Origin of the sequence: Dysgonomonas hofstadii (assembly GCF_014196915.1) — a bacterium.
Classification (GTDB): Bacteria; Bacteroidota; Bacteroidia; order Bacteroidales; family Dysgonomonadaceae; genus Dysgonomonas; species Dysgonomonas hofstadii.
The window spans coordinates 201,249-221,702 of sequence record NZ_JACIEP010000002.1 but is presented as its reverse complement, the minus strand read 5'-3'; the positions used below and the strand labels follow the sequence as shown (position 1 = coordinate 221,702).

Here is a 20,454-nt window from a genome sequence, read left to right as displayed (position 1 = left end):
TCTACAAAATATACACCTTTCTTGTGATGCTAATGCTATTCAAAAATATTCCTATCTTTGTTGTATAGGTAGTATTTATTGAAAAACCTCCATATTTTGATGAGATATTTTATTCCTATTATATTTATCCTGTTTATGGCGACATCTGTATCTGCCAACAGATCGAATCTCGATTCTTTGTTAGTAGAATTGGATAAGGTATTAGAGAATGAAAAAGAATACTCCCGACAAAAGGAAGACTATTTGGAAAAATTAAAAGAACAGTTCCATAATCAAAATATTCGCAAAGAGGATCAATACTTTATTTGTTTAAATATTGCCAAAGAGTATGAAACATTCATCTGTGATTCGGCCATTATATATTCAAAGAAGGCGGCATCTATAGCAGAAGATACGGAAAACATGAACTGGATAAACGATAGCAAGATACAATGGGCCAGGAGTGAAGCCCGGGCTGGCATGTTTACCAAGTCTATCGAAATCCTCAACACTATCAGGCGAGGTGAACTGAAAAAATATCAACTCGTAGATTATTACCGCACATATTCAGATGCTTATATCTATTGGCTCGAATACCAGGATCATTATGATATAGGAGAACTCGTCAGAAAAAGAGAGACTTATCAGGACTCACTTCTGCAAGTGGTGGAAACCAATTCTTTCGAGCATGCCATCAACTATGGTACGCGATATATAGAAATAAAAGACTTTAAGAATGCCGAAAGGGTATTATTCGCATACTTTCCGAAAGTAAAGACCGACACAAAAGAATACGCGCTTATAACATCTATTCTGGCATATTATTACCAACAAAAAGGGGACAGGGAGAAAGAAATGGAATATCTGGCTCTCTCTGCCATTACAGATATAAAAGTACCTGTAAAAGAGAATCTGTCTTTGCGGACATTAGCTGTATTATTGTTCGAGGATGGTGATATCTGGCGGGCTAACCGCTATATAAAGAAAAGTCTCGACGATGCGAATTTTTATAATGCTCGTCTACGTAATATACAGACATCTAAATTATTACCTATCATAGATAAGGCTTATCAACTGGATAGGGAAGCACAGCAACAGAAGCTGCGGGTATTGCTTATTGCGGTAAGTATATTATCGGTTATTTTATTGGTTGCCATTATATTTGTTGTACTGCAAATGAGAAAACTCTCGAAAGCCAAGCAGCATATAGAAGAAATAAATTCTCGTCTGAACGAGCTGAATGTAGTTTTGCAGGATGCAAATAAGAAGCAAAAGCAAACAAATATTTCGCTGGCAGAAGCCAATCATATCAAAGAACAGTTTATAAGTAACTTTCTGGATATCTGCACGGAATATATAGAAAAACTGGAAGCCTTTAAAATAACGGTCAACAGGAAAATAAAATCGGGACAAACTGCTGACCTGTTGAAACTGACATCCAAGACAGAGAATTCCGCTCAGGAACTAAAAGAATTATATACCAATTTTGATAAAGCATTCCTTAATATATATCCTGCTTTTATTGAAGAATTTAATAACCTTTTACGGACAGAAGAACGATATGCCGTAAGTCAGGATAAATCCCTCAATCAGGAATTACGTGTATTTGCACTTATAAAACTGGGTATAAAAGACACGAATAAGATAGCGACATTTTTACACTATACACCCCGGACGGTTTATAATTACCGCAGCAAGGTAAAATCGAAGGCCTTAAATCCGGAAGAAGATTTTGAGGAGAAAGTAAAACATATTTGTCTGAATAATTTTTAATAGATTCCTGTCAGATTACCACAATATTCATCCTTTTTCTAAATTCAGTTTTTACATTTTATTGAAATGATATTTCTTTTAACTTTTTTATAATTAATTAGTTATGTGTGTTTTTTATGTGTTAATTTTTACTTCACGTTTACTTTTACATATATTTATAAATATGTCCGTTTAATTTTGTTTCTGTACCATCGAAAACAATATAAATGAAAAAGGAACATGAAAGCATGAGTATTGCATTGATCTAAATGCACAAAATCAAACTAGTTATAAATCTTAGTAGGATATAATATCCTTTATATTAGAATTACTAATACACATGAAAAAGAAATTAAGAACTAAAAAAATCACTCATTTTTTTGTATTTATTCTTCTCGTATTCTTCTCGCAACATATTTTTGCGCAGCAGGGTGCAGTGAAAGGGATAGTCAAAGATGAGACCGGGGAGCCTGTGATCGGGGTAAGCGTGTCGGTTAAAGGCACTACCAATGGTGTAATGACAGACATTGACGGGAAATTCTCCTTGTTCAATGTAAATAATGGAGCAACTATTGTTTTTTCTTATATCAGCTATGTAACTCAGGAGATCGTCTATCAGGGGCAACCTGAATTGCTGATCACATTAGTTGAGGATAACAAACTGTTGGATGAGGTTGTGGTTATCGGTTACGGACAAGTGCGTAAAGGGGATGCTACAGGTGCATTGACCAGTATAAAAGCCGATGCATCGACAAGAGGATTCGCTCCGAATGCGCAGGATATGCTGGTGGGAAAAGTAGCAGGGGTAACCATCACCTCCGAAGGAGGATCACCCAGTGGAGGTGCTTCAATCCGTATTCGTGGAGGTTCGTCCCTAACAGCCAGTAACGATCCACTGATAGTGATCGATGGAGTATTTATCGATAACCAGGGATTAGGTGGTGTTGGAAATATATTGAGTACCATCAATCCTACCGATATAGAATCGTTTACCGTACTGAAAGATGCATCGGCCACCGCTATATATGGTTCCCGTGCATCCAATGGGGTTATCCTTATCACCACCAAGCGTGGAACAGCAGGCAAGATCAGGATAACATACGACGGAAACGTATCGGTAAGCACACCTAAGAAGAAAATAGATGTATTAAGCGGCGATGAGTTTCGTGCCTTTATCGACAATTCTTATTCTGGCTTATCTACCTATGGGGAAATGCAGGAAAAACTGGGTAAAGCCAATACTGACTGGCAGGACGAAATATTGCGCACCACTGTAAATACAGAGCATAATATCAGTGTATATGGTACAGCCAATGAGGTGCTTCCATACCGGGTATCGTTTGGGTATACCAATTTGAACGGTATTTTGAAGACTTCCAAAATGGAACGCTATACAGGAAGTTTCTCACTTACACCTACTCTTTTCGACGATCATCTGAAAATAAGCCTGAACGGACGAGGAATGTATGTAAACAATCGATTTGCCGATCAGGGAGCTATCGGAGCAGCTTTAGTGATGGATCCATCACAACCTGTATATGACGATAATAGTCCGTTTGGCGGTTTCTATACATGGACGGGTAAAGACGATAATATCATTCAGGTGGCGACAAAGAACCCTGTGTCGATGCTGGAAATGACAAAAGATAAATCGGATGTATACAATTTCATAGGAAATGCCCAGTTCGATTATAAATTACATTTTCTGCCAGAACTGCGGTTGAATCTCAATCTAGGGATGGATTATTCCAAAAGTGACGGTACAAAATGGATCTCCGAATTCTCACCGTCCGATTATATGTATGGAGGATACGATTCGTCATGGGATCAGAAAAGACGCAATTCTACTTTAGATTTTTATGCACAGTATGCCAAAGATCTCAATTTCCTTGGCAGCCGTTTCGATGTGATGGGCGGATATTCGTGGCAACACTACTGGCGCGAGGGTAGTAATATAGGGCATCGTATCACACGGTATGATGCGTACGGAGATCCGGAATTGGTAAGTGAAAGCAATTACGAAACAGAACATTATATTATTTCATTCTTCGGACGTCTCAATTATAGCATACTGGATAAATATCTGCTGACATTTACACTTCGTAACGACGGTTCGTCCCGTTTCCATAAAGACAATCGTTGGTCGCTATTCCCATCTGTGGCTTTGGCGTGGAGAATGTCGGAAGAAAGTTTCCTGAAAGATGTGGATGCGATCAGCAATATGAAACTTCGTCTCGGGTGGGGGATGACCGGCCAGCAGGATATCAATCAGGGGGATTATCCGTATATGCCGACTTACCAGAATACAGTGGGCGATCAGGCTAATTATCTTCGTGGATACAATAACGGAGTGCCAGTCTGGGTATCTCTGTTGCGCCCCGAAGCATTCAATCCCGACCTGAAATGGGAAACAACCACTACTTATAATGCAGGCATCGACTATGGATTCCTGAGAAACAGGATAGAAGGTTCGATAGATATTTACCATCGCAAGACAAAAGACCTGATCAATGCGGAAACCAAAACTACGGCAGGAACGAATTTCCGTGAATATGTGGCTTCCAACATAGGAAACCTCGAAAACACAGGATTTGAATTCGCGATCAACGCAAGCCCTGTTGTAACAAAAGACCTTACGTGGGAAGTAGGTACAAACTTCGCCTACAATAAAAATAAGATCACCAAACTGAGTGCGGGCGATGATAAAGATACAAAGCGCCGTGTGGGCATGAATGTACACATGGTAGGACAGGCTGCCAATATGTATTATGTGTATGAGCAAATCTACAACGAAGAGGGGAAACCGGTCGAAGGATTTTATAAAGACCAGAACAATGACGGACAAATAAACGAACAGGATCTGCGTGCTTATAAAAATCCGACTCCCGACTGGACCTTCGGGCTGAATACAAAACTGACATGGAAAGCTTGGGATTTATCCATTGCCGGACACGGAAGCCTTGGAAACTATAACTACAATGCCGTGGCAGCGAATAATGCAGGTATAAGTGCTACATCTGTTTATACAAATGAGTTCTTGTCGAACCGTGTGAGCAGCGCTTTCGATACCAATTTCCAGACCGGGCAGTCATTATCCGATTATTATGTACAGAATGCATCATTTTTCCGCATAGATAATATCGTGTTGGGCTGGTCGTTCAAACAGTCGAAACAATTTCCTCTCAATGGCCGTATTTATGGCACGGTGCAGAATCCGTTCGTATTTACAAAATATAAAGGGCTCGATCCGGAAGTGTTTGGAGGGTATGACGGAAATGTTTATCCACGTCCTGTAACAATTATGTTAGGTGTAAATCTTAATTTTTAAATCTCTGAGATCATGAAAAAAATATATAGACTGTTATTGATATTTACATGCCTGCCGTTGGCCTTCTCCTCTTGTCTTGGAGACCTCGATACAGAGCCTCTGACTGATAACACACTGCTTCCCGAGAAAGCATGGGAAGACCCGGCGGCTTACGAACAGTTTCTGGCAAAAATATATGCGGGTATGACCTTGTCGGGAAATGAAGGGCCTTCGGGACTACCCGATATGAATGCGGATGACCAGGGCGAAGCTACTTTCCTGCGTTCTTACTGGAATCTGCAACAGCTTGGTACCGATGAAGTAATCGGGGCCTGGGATAATGAAACTATGCGCGGATTACAATTTATTCAGTGGACTTCCAGCAACAATTTCATTGCGCTCAATTATACACGTATCTATCTGAATATAGCTTATGCAAATGAATATTTACGTGAAACCACTGATGCTAAACTTGACAGTCGTAATGTGAATAGCGAATTAAAATCTAAGATAGCTGGATTCAGGGCCGAAGCCAGAGTCTTGCGTGCGATGAGTTACTACTTCCTCATGGATCTGTATGCCAATATCCCGTTTATAGATGAAAATGTGCCGGTAGGAGCCAACAGTATTGTAGAGCAGAAAGACCGTGCATTTTTCTTTTCATGGATAGAATCGGAATTACAGGACGTGGAAGGTAAGCTTCCGGCTGCCGATAAGGCCCATTACGGAATGGTAAACGATCCTACTGCATGGATGGTTCTGGCAAAAATGTATCTGAATGCGGAAGTATATATCGGAGAGAAAAAATACGATGAATGTCTTACTTATCTGAATAAGGTACTGGATGCAGGATTCACGATCGATCCTGTATATAAGAATATGTTCGGGGCTGATAATGAAAAATCGCCTGAAATAATCTTTCCTTTGGTTTATGATGGCCAGAAAGCAACCACATACGGGGGAACCACATTCCTGCTTGCAGCATCCTACAAATCGGATATGATGCCCGGCGATAATTTCGGGTTCACTCAGGCATGGTCGGGTATCAGGGCTAAAGAGTCATTCTCCTCTCTGTTTAGTGGCGATGATAAACGGGCTTTGTTCTGGAAAGAAAACCGGACACAGGAAACCACACAATGGTACGATTTCAATATGGGATGGTCGGTTATCAAGTTCACCAATAAAAAGAGTGACGGGACAGCGGGTTCGAACGGAATGTTTGCCGATACGGATTTTCCCGTCTACCGTCTCGCAGATGCCTACCTGATGTATGCTGAAGCCGTGCTTCGTGGAGGACAGGGTGGTACAAAAGCAAAGGCGCTCGAATTCATCAAAGAATTGCGCGAAAGGGCGGGAATTCCTGCCATAAGCGACTCGGAACTGACATTGGATTTTATTCTGGACGAGCGTTCCCGCGAATTGTATTGGGAAGGTCATCGCCGTACCGACCTGATCCGCTTCAATAAGTTTACAAAAAATTATAACTGGCCATGGAAAAACGGAATCTATAACGGTGTGCCTAACATCGACGATAAGTACAACCTTTACCCGCTTCCGGCTACCGAACTGACAGCTAACACGAATCTGAAACAAAATACAGGTTACTAAAAAGATAAATATATGAAAACATATAAGATATATATAATTGGCCTTCTTTGTATGCTTGGTTTTATGGCTTGCAGCGATGATGATACATCTCCGGTTCTGACAAAAGTTATCCCCAGCATACTGGACGATTTTCCTACAAGTGAATATACCCTTACTGAACCGGAAGACGGAAACCCATTATTGTTTACAGTAACATGGACTGAAACATTGTTTCATCTCGATGGCAGTACAAATCCTGTTCCGGCTGCTCCGGTCAATTATACCTTACAGGTTGACAAAGCAGGTAATAATTTTGCCGCAGCACAAACCGTAACTGTGACTACTTCTCTGGCAGCTAATATCTACATCAAAGATTTTAATCAGCTTTTACTAAAAGGATTAGAGGCAACACCGGATGAACCGATAGATATTGAACTCCGCCTTTTAGTGAATTACGGGCAGAACCTGGCAGGGGAATCAATCTCTGATAATAAGATCGCATTGACTGTGACTCCATATTATCCGACCGAAGATCTTCAGTTCATATACTTATTGGGTGATATGAATGGATGGGATAACAGGAATACCGATTTTATGATGTTCAAGGATAACAGCAATCCGAAAGAACGTATATACACCTATACGGGACGTATACAGGCCGGATGCTACTTTAAGTTTATTCCTGAAGAGTCTTTAGGTTCATACAAAGCATATTGCCGCAAAGATGAAACTACAATGGTTTATGAAGAAAGCGAAGTCGGTTCTTTCTATAATGAGACAGAAGGTTATAAGACCATTACGATCAATCTGAAGGATATGACATATAGCATTGTAGATTATGATATGACCGGAGCCACACAATTTACAATGGTCAATTTTGTCGGCGCATTCTGTGGCTGGGGATCGGGAAGTCCTAATCCAGAACCCGCTATGACGCCGATGGCATACGATCCTCATATCTGGAAGATAAATATCAATCTCGATATTATCGAATATGGTGTGAAATTCCGTGCGAACCATAGCTGGGACAACCGCTGGTGTCCGTTTAATCCGGATGACAGTCCGTTTGGTAAGGCCGACTTTAACCCGACTGCCCACGATAATAATATCTCATTGGCCGAAACAGGCGAGTATTACGCGATACTGAACGACCTGACAGGACATTATGTGATCATTAAGAAATAATAGAAAAATCTTATAGAAACATGAAAAAGATACAATATATATTTGCTTTGTTCTGTATGCTGGCTTTTTTGCCGGCATGCAGCGACGATGACAACAATACAAATACAATCGAGCTTCCTGCGACCGTATCGGTGATCAGCAGCTTCGAAACTACAAACTATTCGCTGCCCGAACCGAAAGAGGGGGAAAATCCTTATCTGTTCAGGATGAACTGGACAAAGACAAAATTCTTCTCAGAAGCAGGAACGCCCATTTTTGTTGATCCGATCACTTATGAAGTAGAAGCCGATCTGGTAGATCGTAACTTCTCCGATCCGGTGACCGTGGCAACTACAACAGGGCTCTACACAGATATATATACTGAAACTTTACGCTCATTATTCAATGAGCTGGCCGGAGAAGAAAACGAAGAAGCTCAGACTATCAGTTTCAGGATCAAGGCAACAGGTAATGATATAGTTGTTTATTCAGAAGCGGCTCTTCTGGTAGTTTCTCCATTTGTACCGTTAAAAGAGCCGCCTTATGTATACATCATCGGCGATATGAACGGATGGGATCCGAATAATACCGGATATATTATGTACCGGAACGATAATAATCCGGAGAGTGGGGTGTATACCTATACAGGAAATTTCGGCGCAGGATCTTATTTTAAATTCTGCGGAGAAGAATATCTGGGTAGTTACGATAATATGTATTGTGCAGGTACGGACGGAGTATTGGATTTCGGAGACAAAGGCGCGTTCTATATAGAAGGATATGCCACAGTTACTATTGATATTATTAATATGACATGGAAAATAGAACCATATGATGCATCTGAAATAAAAACATATTCGATGATGGGCCCTATCGGTGACTTCTGCGCATGGGATAATGAGCCGCTTATGGACGCCTCGTCCTATGACTCCCACCAGTGGAACGGAGTATTCACTTTCGATAATTCTACTACGGTTAAATTCAGAGGAGACCGTGACTGGGGTAAGAACTGGGGTGCCCAACCTGCCGACATTCCGTTTGGGCAGGGTATATTCGACGGTCCCGGTGCAACAGCTCCTGCGGGTACATACCGTATATATTTCAATGACATCACAGGTCATTACGTAATCAAGAAACAAGCAGGATAATATATCTAAAAGAGAATATAATGGACACAATAAAAATACTGATGCTGACGCTGATATCATTTCTTACATTCAGCAGTTGCAGCGATGACGATGAGGATATGTGGGTGGATATACCCAACGCCGAAGTAAAACCGATAACCGCTCACAATAAGGTTATATACGAAGTGAATGTTCGCAACTATTCACCGGAGGGGAATTTCAAAGGTCTTGAGAAAGATCTGCCCTGGCTCAAAGAACTGGGAGTGGATATCCTATGGCTGATGCCTGTTCATCCGATAGGTGTGGAAAACCGCGAAGGATTGCTCGGTAGCCCTTACTCGGTTAAGGATTATAAAGCAATCGACCCTAATTACGGGACTTCCGAAGATTTCAAATCGTTGATCAACGCAGCCCACGCGGCCGGTATGGAGATATGGATGGACTGGGTGGCGAATCATACAGCATGGGATCATAGCTGGGTAACGGAGCATCTCGATTATTATGCTGAAAAAGATGGACAACGCCCGTATTCACCGAACGACTGGGCGGATGTTGTACAACTTGATTATAACAACGCTAATATGTGCGCAGCTATGATAGACGCAATGAAATACTGGGTATCTGAGTTTGATATAGATGGCTACCGTTGTGATGCGGCTACTTTTGTTCCGCTGTCATTCTGGAAAGAAGCCCGTACACAGGTAGATGCCGTGAAAAAAATCACATGGCTTTGCGAAGGGGACAATCCCGATTATATGGAAGCATTTGATTATGATTATGCCTGGGGTTTTAATACCGCAATGAATAATTTTGGAAGTAATAATAATGTGCCGGAACTAGTAAGCGAATGCGAAAAGCTATTCAATAATTCCGCGTACAAAAACAAAGGGCGTATGGTTTACCTGACCAACCACGACCTGAATGCACACGATGGTACGGAGTTTACCCGTTACGGGAATAGTGTATTGCCATTAACCGTTCTTTCATTTACTATTTATGATATGCCGTTAATATACAACGGGCAGGAAATAGGAATGAATAAGGCGATGAGCTTGTTCGAACTGTCGCCTGTACAATGGGATCCGGCAAACAGTATATATCTGAACCTGTTCAAAAAACTGACACAACTGAAGCGTACCCAACCTGCATTAGAAGATGGAGCCAATCGTGGAGCATTGAAAATATATCCTACCAATAACGAAAAGGTATTCGTCTATTCGCGTACAAAAGGAGATAATGAAGTGCTTGTAATACTCAATCTGGGTAAAGTGGCTGTGCGGTTTAAGTTTACCGAAGATGTCCCTTCCGGCAGATTCAAAGATTATCTGAATAATACTTATAAGGAATTTTCCGCAGAAGAAGGCATTACCCTGCTGGAGAATGGGTACGAAGTTTTTGTAAAATAATCGGAATTAGAGAAGTTTATCTATAGGATAAATTTAATATGCCAATGTTTAAATGAAGAATTAAAAATGAAGAATGGAAAGAGCCAAAAGTGTCAGGTTTGCCTCGCCTTCGCTTCGGCGATTGCTAATTGTCAGGTTTTGTTACTTGTCATGCTGGAGCGAACCGAAGTATCTGCATTTAGATCCTTCGTTCCTCAGGATGACAGGAAAAAATAAAAAATTAAAATATCTGTCAACTTTGTCAACTTTTATCTGGCTATCGATTGATATGAAATATTAAATGCAATAATAAATGAAATTAAGATTTTTGATACCGTTTCTTTCAGTAATCCTGTTATTGTCCTGTTCGCATCAGGGCAATAACTCGGTTCAGTCGCCGGATGGCTCTATACAGCTGAATACGGGATTGGATGACGGACGGTTATACTATACCCTGAAAAAAGACAATAAGGTTATTCTGGATAAGTCGTATCTCGGATTTGTCTTGAAAGACAGTTCGCTGAAAGATAATTTCCGGATAACCACTACCGAAGAAAGATCGTTCAGTGAACAATGGGATCAGCCCTGGGGCGAAGAAGTAACCGTCGATAATACTTATAATGAGCTGAAACTAAACATTGAGGAAAAAGACGGATTGAAAAGAAAATTCTCGGTTGTCTTCCGAATTTTCAATGATGGCTTTGGTTTTCGCTATGAGTTCCCGGAACAGGAGAATCTGAAAGACTTTGTGATTATGGATGAATTGACTGAATTTGCTTTGGCCGCAAATCACAAAGCATGGTCTATTCCTTATAATACCGAGTTCTATGAAGGATTATATACATCATCGGAGATGAATCAATTAGATACTGTTTGCACACCTCTTACAATGGAAACAGCAGACGGTATGTTTCTGGCTATTCATGAAGCAAATCTGACCGATTATGCCGCAATGAATTTATATCCGGATAGTAGTTCTACTACTTTGCGGACTTATCTTACCCCGTGGTCTACAGGCGAAAAGGTGTTTATGAAAACTCCGCACGCTACGCCTTGGCGTACGATGATCATTGCTGATAATGCGGGCGATCTCATGCTTTCCCGTCTGATGCTGAACCTGAATGAGCCGTCTAAGATAGAAGACACTTCGTGGATTCAGCCGGGACGCTATATTGGTATTTGGTGGGGCATGCACATGAAAAAATACACATGGGAACAAGGACCGAAGCATGGAGCTACAACCGGGAACACATTGAAATATATTGATTTTGCCGCTAAGCATAACTTTCAGGGAGTATTGGTCGAAGGATGGAATAAAGGTTGGGAAGATTGGAAATCATTTGAATTCACTACTCCATACCCTGATTTCGATATAGCAAAGATAACCGATTATGCGGCTGCCAAAAACGTGAAACTGATAGGACATCATGAAACGGGAGGACAGACAAAAAACTACGAATCGCAGATGGATAGCGCCTTTGCTTATTACCAAAAGTATGGGGTGAATGCTGTGAAAACAGGCTATGTAGGTGGAAAACTCGACGGCAAAGAGATGCATAGCAGCCAGTATGGGGTGCGTCATTACCGGAAGGTGATAGAAACAGCGGCCAAACATCACATTATGATAGACAACCATGAGCCTGTGATGCCTACCGGATTGCAACGTACATGGCCAAACCTGATGACACAGGAAGGGGTAAGGGGACAGGAATGGAACGCATGGTCTACCGATGGAGGTAATCCGCCGGAACATACCACTGTTATTCCTTTCACCCGTGGATTGGCAGGGCCGATGGATTTCACGCCCGTGATCTTTAATTTTGACAATCCCGTTTTGCCTCAGACCAGAGTCCGTACAACACTGGCTAAGCAGTTGGCTTTGTTTGTGGTATTGTACAGCCCTTTGCAGATGGCTGCCGATATGATTGAAAATTATGAGAGTAATCCTGCTCCGTTTGAGTTTATAACGAACTGTCCGACGAATTGGTCGAAGACAGTTATACCTCATGCTAAAATAGGAGAATATATTACCATTGCAAGAAAAGGCAGGGATAGCGAAAACTGGTATATAGGCAGTATTACAAACGCGGAAAAAAGAGAATTGTCCCTGAAACTGGATTTTCTGGATAAGGGAGCAAGATATATGGCCAGAATATTCAGGGATGATAAAGATACTAATTATCAGAATAATCCTTATCCTGTGGATATTCAGGAAATAGAAGTCACATCCGATTCTCTGATTGAACTGAATCTGGCAGAGGGTGGGGGAACTGCTATTATTATAGAGAAGATATAGACAGTAGATAAAAAGAGGCTGTCCCAAAAGTAAGATTACACTGTCAAAGTGTTACTTTCTTTTGTTATTCTGAGTGTAACGAAGAATCTCAACTCTCAAAAGAAGATCCTTCACTCCGTTCAGGATGACAGAAAGAAATCAAAAATTACTTTTGGGACAGCCCCTTTTCGCTTATAGTACTGGTATGCTATTTATATATCTCTTTCTTTCCGGCCAGTAGAGTATTTCTCATCAGCGAGATAATAGTCATCGGGCCTACACCCCCCGGAACTGGGGTTATGTAGGATGCTTTGGGCGATACTTCTTCAAAAGCCACGTCCCCTTTCAATCTGAATCCTGATTTGGTCTCTGTGGAGGGTACACGGGTCGTGCCTACATCGATAACAACTGCGCCATCTTTCACCATGTCGCCTTTCAGGAATTCGGGAACACCAAGCGCAGCAATGATAATATCGGCGCTAAGGCATATTTCCTTGATATTGGGAGTCCGGCTATGGCAAACGGTTACAGTTGCGTCACCCGGATAACCTTTCTGCATCATCAGGTTGGCAACGGGTTTTCCTACAATGTTGCTGCGCCCGAGTACCACGCAATGTTTACCCTGTGTTGGTATTTCGTAGCGTTTCAACAGTTCGAGTATTCCTGCCGGAGTGGCTGAAACGAAACAAGGAAGCCCGATTGACATGCGGCCTACATTGATAGGGTGGAATCCATCCACATCCTTGCGGTGATCGATTGCTTCAATGACTTTTTGCTCCGATATATGCTTCGGTAATGGTAATTGCACGATGAATCCATCCACATCGGCATCGTTATTCAGTTTGTTGACACAAGCCAATAGCTCTTCTTCGCTCACACTCTCTTCGAAGCGGATAAGAGAAGATTTGAAGCCGACTTCTTCACAGGTTTTCACCTTACTGGCTACATAGGTTTCACTGCCTCCGTCATGGCCGACAAGCACGGCTGCAAGGTGAGGCGTTTTTCCTCCTGCGGCTTTGATTTGTGCGACTTCTTCTGCTATTTCTTTCTTCATTTGTGCCGAGATGGCTTTGCCGTCGATCAGTTGCATACAGATAGATTATTTAGGTATATGAATCAGTGTTTGTTACATACAAAGATACTAAATTAAAAAGGACAAGCGTTCTGTCGTTGTCCTTTTATCTTTTATGTTATTTATTATGCACCTCCACTTTCTGAGTAGGCGCTAGTTCACTATTCCGTTTTTCCACCGACTTAATGAAATTGTCTGCCAGATGGGAGAAAGCCATGCCTGTGATTGTATTCTCATTCAGGGCAACGGGAACACCTTTATCTCCTCCTTCACAGATGCTTTGTACGATTGGTATCTGGCCGAGTAAAGGAACATTCATTTCCTCCGCCAAATCTTTACCTCCGTCTTTTCCGAAGATGTAATACTTGTTTTCAGGCAGTTCGGCAGGCGTGAACCATGCCATATTTTCAACCAGTCCGAGAATGGGGACATTCACTTTATCGTTCATAAACATATTGATTCCTTTACGTGCATCGGCTAGTGCCACTTGTTGCGGTGTGCTTACTACGACTGCTCCGGTAATGGCCAGTGTTTGCACAAGGGTAAGATGTATATCGCTTGTTCCCGGCGGAAAGTCGATGAGGAAATAATCAAGGTCTCCCCAGTTGGCATCGGCTATCAGTTGTTTCAAGGCGTTTCCTGCCATTGCTCCACGCCATACCACGGCATCGTCTTTATTGACAAAGAAACCAATAGACAGCATTTTCACCCCATACTTTTCCACAGGAACGATATATTCCTTTCCATCGATAGGTTCGAGATAGGGACGGGCTTCTTCCTCATCAAACATTTTCGGAAGTGACGGGCCGAAGATATCGGCATCGAGCAAGCCTACTTTATAGCCTTTGTTAGCTAAAGATACAGCCAGATTGACCGAAACTGTACTTTTGCCAACACCTCCTTTTCCGGATGATATGGCGATTATATTTTTTACCGTAGGTAAAAGTTTTGCAGGCTTCGCAGATTCTGCCTGTGGTGTTTTTACTTCGATGTTTCCCTTTATTTCAATGTCGGGATCGGCATAAGTGAGGATAGCCGTTTCAGCAGCTTTCACTATTGATTTGATAAACGGGTCATTCGGCTTCTCGAAAAGTAAAGACAAGCTTACTTTCATACCATTGATATGGATATCATCAGAAACCATACCCATTTCCACAATATCTTTCCCTGTACCGGGATAACGCACGTTACGCAGTGCGTCGAGAATCAGTTTTGGATATATATTAGCCATTTTCAGTTGATTGATTTAGTATGTTGCTGCGCCCGAAACTGCGATAGTCGTCTTTTTCGATTTCTATATCGGGCTCAATCCAGTTGTCGCGCTCAGAGCACTCGAATTTGATATATTTTATGTTTAAACCCCGTGCCAGCCATTGTTGTTCATAAAAGGTTTGTATTTTAAGAATATCGTCGGCTAAACCGGAGTGATACAGGTCATCGGTATCGAAAAGCACAGGTAACGAATTCTCCTTTACCATTGCTCTGGTATATGTGTACATGAAGTGGCTGTCAGTCTTCAGGTGGATGATTCCATTATCGGAAATGATCTGCCTGTATAACTTCATAAAGCGGGTAGAAGTCATCCGCTTATTCACCTTATTCATTTGCGGATCGGGGAAAGTGATCCATATTTCAGCTATTTCTCCCTGTGCGAAGAAATGAGTTATCAGTTCGATATGGGTACGCAGGAAAGCAACATTCGGAAGGTTTTCTTCAAGTGCCTGTTTTGCACCAGTCCACATACGGGCTCCCTTTATGTCTACACCGATAAAGTTCTTCTCCGGGAAAAGTTTTGCCAGTCCTACAGTGTATTCTCCTTTACCACAGCCCAGTTCCAGTACAATTGGATTATTGTTCTTGAAAAACAGTTCGTTCCATTTGCCCTTCATCTCAAAACCCTTTTCCTGCAATATCGAAAAAGGATATTGGAATACATGCGGGTATTCCTCCATATTGGCAAATTTAGCTAGCTTGTTCTTTCCCATTGCTCCAGATTAAAATTGCTGCATATCGCACAACTTGCGATAATATCCGTCCAGATTATATAGCTCATTATGTTGACCCCTTTCCACTATTTTACCTTCGTGCATTACGCATATTTCGTCGGCATTTTTAATAGTAGAAAGCCGGTGCGCTATTACAAGCGTGGTACGGTTTTTCATCAGTCTCTCCAATGCGTCCTGTACCAGTCGTTCCGATTCGGTATCTAGTGCCGAAGTTGCTTCGTCTAAAATAAGGATCTGTGGGTTTTTCAAGATAGCACGGGCTATGCTGATACGTTGACGCTGTCCACCCGAAAGCTTGCCTCCGCGGTCTCCTATATTAGTATTATACCCGTTGTCTGTGGCAATAATAAAATCATGTGCATTGGCAACCTTTGCGGCTTCTACTACCTGTTCCATTGTCGCGTTTTCCACACCAAAGGCTATATTGTTGAAGAATGTATCGTTAAACAGGATGGCTTCCTGATTAACGTTTCCCATCAAGGCTCGTACATCATGTACTCTGGCATCTTTAATATTCACATCATCGATATAGATACCCCCATTGTTCACATCGTAAAAGCGGGGAAGGAGGTCTGCCATGGTAGATTTGCCCGATCCGGACTGACCGACAAGTGCGATGGTCTTCCCTTTTGGAATAGTAAGACTTACATCTTTTATTACCCAATTGATTTCATATCTGAATTCAACGTTTCTGTAAGAGATTTCTTTGTTGAATGCAAGTTGTTTAGGGTTTGCCGGATCTTTAATCGGGTTCTCAGCCTTTAGTATTTTATCGATACGTTCTACTGATGCCATCCCTTTCTGGATAGCATATACCGATTTGGAAAGGTCTTTGGCAGGCTGTATGATAAGATAAAAAACCGTGAGGTAAAATATGAAACTGGATGCCTCTATCATGCTATCATTTCCCAAAATAAGGGAGCCTCCATACCATAGAATAACAACAATCGTAATAGTTCCCAACAATTCACTCATGGGGTGAGCCATCATCTGGCGACGGGCTATACGGTTCGACATATCCCTGAATATATTACTGGACTTATCGAAACGGCCGGTCATTTTCTCTTCGGCATTAAATGCTTTAATGATCCTAAGTCCACTAAGTGTCTCTTCTATTTGAGACATCAATCCGCCCCATTGGTTTTGTGCTTCTACCGATTTTCGTTTGAGGCTTTTACCTACTTTTCCCATTATATAACCAGCCAAGGGAAGGAGTATGAAAACAAAGACTGTGAGTTGCCAACTGGTAAAAAGCATTGTTCCCAGATATATAGCTATAAGGATAGGGTTTTTGCTCACCATGTCAAGGGAACTCATGACGGAGTTTTCCACTTCGGCTACATCTCCTGTCATACGGGCCATGATGTCACCTTTCCGTTCGTTAGAGAAAAAGCCTAATGGTAGGGAGAGTATCTTGTCGTTTATTTGTTTACGTATATCTCTTACAACCCCTGTGCGGACAGAAACTATGAAATGACCACTCAGGTAGACGGTTAGAGTTTTAAATAGTGTCATCGTAACGAAGAACAGTCCAAGTACGAGAAGTGCAGTACTGGCCGAATATTTATCCATAAGATCGGTTATATACCAATAGAAATTATTTTTGATGACACCGAAATTGAACATGGAACCAATGCTGCTGGTGTCGAAAGGTATATATTCGTAATTGTTTATCTCTATTTTGAATAATATTTGCAGAATAGGGATGATGAACATAAAAGAGAATACATTGAGGAATGCACTCAGTATATTGAAAAAGATATTTAATCCTACCTGCTTTTTGTATGGGGGGATAAACCGTTTTATTAGTATAATAAAGTCCTTCATCTAAGAGTATTTAGTAAATGAGTAAAAGATTTGATTTAATGTCGCATTTTTCAGTTATAACAAATAAATAGATGTTATACGTGGATGGACAATAAATAGGTCTGCGACCTTAAAAGCATAGCTCTTGCGGGAGTTATGCCAAAAACGGCTGCAAGTTAGCCATAATTCTTCTTTTTATAAATACCTTTCTTTATTTAATGAAGTTGTTAAGGATATTTTCTTGATTTTTAATAAGTATACAGATATCTATCCTTTGAATATGCGAAGAAATTCTTCCTTGTAGCTCAGCGATATTTCTATTTCGGTTCCGTCTTCCAGAGTGAGGTATCCTCCTGAATTTTTATGGTATGATTTTACGTAGTTGGTATTTATAATATGCGATTTATGTACCCTGATGAAGGGATAGGGGAGTATCTCGCTGAAGTGTTTCAAAAATCGGCAGACCATTTTTTTACTTTTATCACGGAGGTATATATCGGTGAAGTTGCCGTTTCCTTGCAGGCGGATTATATCTTCCATCTTTACTACCTCAAAGCCTTCGAGAGTAGGGAGTATGACCTGTTGTTTTTCAGTGGTGGGTTCTCTGAAATTCTCTACCAGTATTTTGTTCCTGTTGAATATTTCTTTGTTGATAATGTGCTGTTGTACCTTATTGACAGCCAGGATCAGTTCTTCGATACTGATAGGTTTCAGCAAATAATATGCAGCGCTTTGATTGAGAGCGCGCAGGGAATATTCTGAAAAAGCTGTTACAAAGATTGTTTCGAAATACAGGTCTTTGCATCCTTCGAGCACATCAAAGGCATTACCGAACGGCATTTCCACGTCCAGGAATACCAATTGAGGCTCCAGATCGTGCAAAAGAGGAATCGCTTCTTTGCAATTGTGGGCTTCGCCGACCAATTCAATTTGCGGACAGTATTTGGCAAGGTAGTTTTTCAGAGCTTCACGGGCAGCCGATTCGTCTTCTACAATTACGCTTTTTATTCTTTGTAAGGTATTCATTTGTTTTTCACTATTAATGGAAGTTGCAGTGTAACAATCACTCCCGAATGCGGAGCTTCCTTTTCTCTAATATCTATGGATATTTCGGTATTGTAGAGGCTATTGAGCAGATCGATACGCTCGTGCGTATTATTCAGCCCTCGCGAATTATGGTTTCTTTGATGTTGTGTTTTTAACTCCTGACTCTTTTTTATACCTATACCATCATCTTCTATTATAACAGATAGCTTATTGTCTTCCGGTCTGAAAGTAAGTGTAAGCAATCCCATTTCTTCCTTATAACGAAGCCCGTGCCAGATAGCGTTTTCCAGTTGAGGCTGTATAATCATATTGGGAATAAGTATAGAATCGGCATCCAGAGAGCCGTCTACATCGATTTGGTAGGTAAACTTATCATGGAAACGCATATACTCCAGATCGAGGTATTCCTTCATCTGATCTATTTCTACAGATAACGGAATAAAATCTTTATTGGAATTCTCCATAATATTACGCATTAACTTGGAATATGATGACAGGTACTTATTTGCTTCCAGTTCGTTGTTCTGTGCAATAAACTGATTCACACTGTTCAGGCTATTGAAGATAAAATGCGGATTCATCTCACGGCGCAGCGATTGCAGGGCTATCCGCTTATTCTTTTTCTTTATCGAATAAAGCGTTTTTCCTATAAACAGGAGAAATATAAGGATAAGGATGATAACACCGATCAGTACATAGTTGAATTTATTCTGTTTCAGAATCAATTCATCTTTTAAAGCTCTTTCTTTTTCCAGTTGTACAATTTTCTCTTCCTGTACATGGAAGAACTTGTCGTCGATCAATGTACTGTCTCCTTTCACAAGACTTTCGAGCCGGTTCATAAAATCAGCATAAGCTTCCAGTGCCTTCTGTGGCTGTTTCGTTTTCGTGTATTGTTCTACCAGAGATTCCAGGCTGTTTTTAGCATTCAGGGTCTGTCCGTTATCTACGGCGACATTATAGGCCTCCTGCAATACTTTGAGTGCTTCCTTTTGCTGATTTGCTTCCAGATAGGTTGCCGAAAGGTTTTGAAGTTGCTTAACTTCAGCAACAGGATTATTAACTTTGCGGGCTTCGGCCAACAGGTCTTTATTTATTTCTATCGCTTTACCCGGCTGATTGCTGGCTAGGTAGGTGTCGGCAATTTCCTGTTTTATTGTCCATGATGTGGCGGGTTGATCTTTTACTTCTTTTAATGCCATATCCAAAAAACCAAGAGCAGCATCCGGATCATTAAGGCTACGGCTCACTTCAGCCTGCTGTTGGAAATTGAAAGCCAGCTCATCCTTTTTATTTGCTTTTGCGAACAAGTCTGCATTTTGGCCCAAATAAAGCTTTTGAGATTGCGGATTGTCATGGAGTCTAACTCTTTTTGCATCGCCGTAATTGGCTTTTTGCATCGTCGGGCTTACTGCATTCGAAGCTGCTCTTTGAAAACTTACCGCTGCAACTTCAAACTTCTTTTGAGCCTCCTGGACTTTGCCCAGTTCACGGTCAATTTCGGCTATCTTTTCTTTATTCTTTAGTTTTTCATATAGTTTTTTTGCCCTGTTCAGATAATCTTCGGCTCTGGCATAGTCTCCCTGTGCCGATAAGTCTTTGGCCAGTTTTTCATAATTGGCGGCTATCGTTTCATCCGATTCTCCTTTTTCGATAGATTCAGATACTTGCAACAGACTTTCCTTTACAGTTTCCTGTTTGCTTACCTTTTTCCTATCGTTTTCCGATTGTGCCAGACATACCGGAGAAACGAAAATTATTAAGTATATAAACAGATATTTTATGCGCATATATTGTTTCCTATCATTCAGTTTGTAAAGTAAATACTTTTAAAATATTTATCCTTCATATTTCACCAATTCAAAATGGCAGTTCACCCACTTTGCCCTGAATATTGTTTTTTAACATTCTACATTTGAATTAGCAACCAATAAAAATACAATAAAT

Annotated in this window: 13 protein-coding genes; 7 read left to right on the top strand and 6 right to left on the bottom strand. The window is 41.1% G+C overall.

The window, feature by feature from the left end:
* The first annotated feature begins 99 nt into the window (after positions 1–99).
* From GGR21_RS02940 to GGR21_RS02910, 7 genes are all read left to right on the top strand, one after another.
* Positions 100–1,752: a DUF6377 domain-containing protein gene (locus tag GGR21_RS02940; RefSeq protein WP_183305682.1), complete on the top strand. Its 1,653-nt coding sequence runs from the start codon at positions 100–102 to the stop codon at positions 1,750–1,752.
* A gap of 319 nt (positions 1,753–2,071) precedes the next feature.
* Positions 2,072–5,059 (top strand): SusC/RagA family TonB-linked outer membrane protein, encoded by a 2,988-nt coding sequence (locus GGR21_RS02935; protein ID WP_183305681.1) that lies wholly within the window; start codon positions 2,072–2,074, stop codon positions 5,057–5,059.
* Between the two features lie 12 nt (positions 5,060–5,071).
* Positions 5,072–6,646: a RagB/SusD family nutrient uptake outer membrane protein gene (locus GGR21_RS02930; protein WP_183305680.1), complete on the top strand. Its 1,575-nt coding sequence runs from the start codon at positions 5,072–5,074 to the stop codon at positions 6,644–6,646.
* A 12-nt stretch (positions 6,647–6,658) separates the two neighbouring features.
* A complete protein-coding gene (locus tag GGR21_RS02925; RefSeq protein ID WP_183305679.1) occupies positions 6,659–7,810 on the top strand; it encodes a SusE domain-containing protein in 1,152 nt (383 codons plus the stop codon).
* A 20-nt stretch (positions 7,811–7,830) separates the two neighbouring features.
* Positions 7,831–8,937: a SusE domain-containing protein gene (locus tag GGR21_RS02920; RefSeq protein WP_183305678.1), complete on the top strand. Its 1,107-nt coding sequence runs from the start codon at positions 7,831–7,833 to the stop codon at positions 8,935–8,937.
* A 20-nt stretch (positions 8,938–8,957) separates the two neighbouring features.
* Positions 8,958–10,322, top strand: a complete 1,365-nt coding sequence (locus GGR21_RS02915; protein ID WP_183305677.1) for an alpha-amylase family glycosyl hydrolase — start codon at positions 8,958–8,960, stop codon at positions 10,320–10,322.
* A gap of 292 nt (positions 10,323–10,614) precedes the next feature.
* Entirely contained in the window at positions 10,615–12,597 is a 1,983-nt protein-coding gene (locus tag GGR21_RS02910) for a glycoside hydrolase family 97 protein (RefSeq protein WP_183305676.1), read from the top strand.
* A gap of 187 nt (positions 12,598–12,784) precedes the next feature.
* Here GGR21_RS02910 and folD read toward each other — a convergent pair whose 3' ends face one another.
* The 6 genes from folD to GGR21_RS02880 form a co-directional block, all read right to left on the bottom strand.
* Positions 12,785–13,666: a bifunctional methylenetetrahydrofolate dehydrogenase/methenyltetrahydrofolate cyclohydrolase FolD gene (folD, locus tag GGR21_RS02905; RefSeq protein WP_183305675.1), complete on the bottom strand. Its 882-nt coding sequence runs from the start codon at positions 13,664–13,666 to the stop codon at positions 12,785–12,787.
* A 100-nt stretch (positions 13,667–13,766) separates the two neighbouring features.
* Positions 13,767–14,879 carry an Mrp/NBP35 family ATP-binding protein gene (locus GGR21_RS02900; protein ID WP_183305674.1) on the bottom strand — a complete coding sequence of 371 codons (1,113 nt, stop codon included), beginning with the start codon at positions 14,877–14,879 and terminating at the stop codon, positions 13,767–13,769.
* Positions 14,872–15,633, bottom strand: coding sequence for a tRNA (guanosine(46)-N7)-methyltransferase TrmB (gene trmB / locus GGR21_RS02895; RefSeq protein WP_183305673.1), 762 nt, complete (start codon positions 15,631–15,633; stop codon positions 14,872–14,874). Before trmB ends, GGR21_RS02900 begins: the two co-directional genes overlap by 8 nt.
* Before the next feature lie 9 nt (positions 15,634–15,642).
* Positions 15,643–17,481 carry an ABC transporter ATP-binding protein gene (locus tag GGR21_RS02890; protein ID WP_183305672.1) on the bottom strand — a complete coding sequence of 613 codons (1,839 nt, stop codon included), beginning with the start codon at positions 17,479–17,481 and terminating at the stop codon, positions 15,643–15,645.
* A 246-nt stretch (positions 17,482–17,727) separates the two neighbouring features.
* Entirely contained in the window at positions 17,728–18,486 is a 759-nt protein-coding gene (locus GGR21_RS02885) for a LytR/AlgR family response regulator transcription factor (RefSeq protein WP_183305671.1), read from the bottom strand.
* Positions 18,483–20,297 carry a tetratricopeptide repeat-containing sensor histidine kinase gene (locus tag GGR21_RS02880; RefSeq protein WP_183305670.1) on the bottom strand — a complete coding sequence of 605 codons (1,815 nt, stop codon included), beginning with the start codon at positions 20,295–20,297 and terminating at the stop codon, positions 18,483–18,485. The genes GGR21_RS02885 and GGR21_RS02880 overlap by 4 nt, the downstream gene beginning before the upstream one ends.
* Positions 20,298–20,454 lie beyond the last annotated feature (157 nt).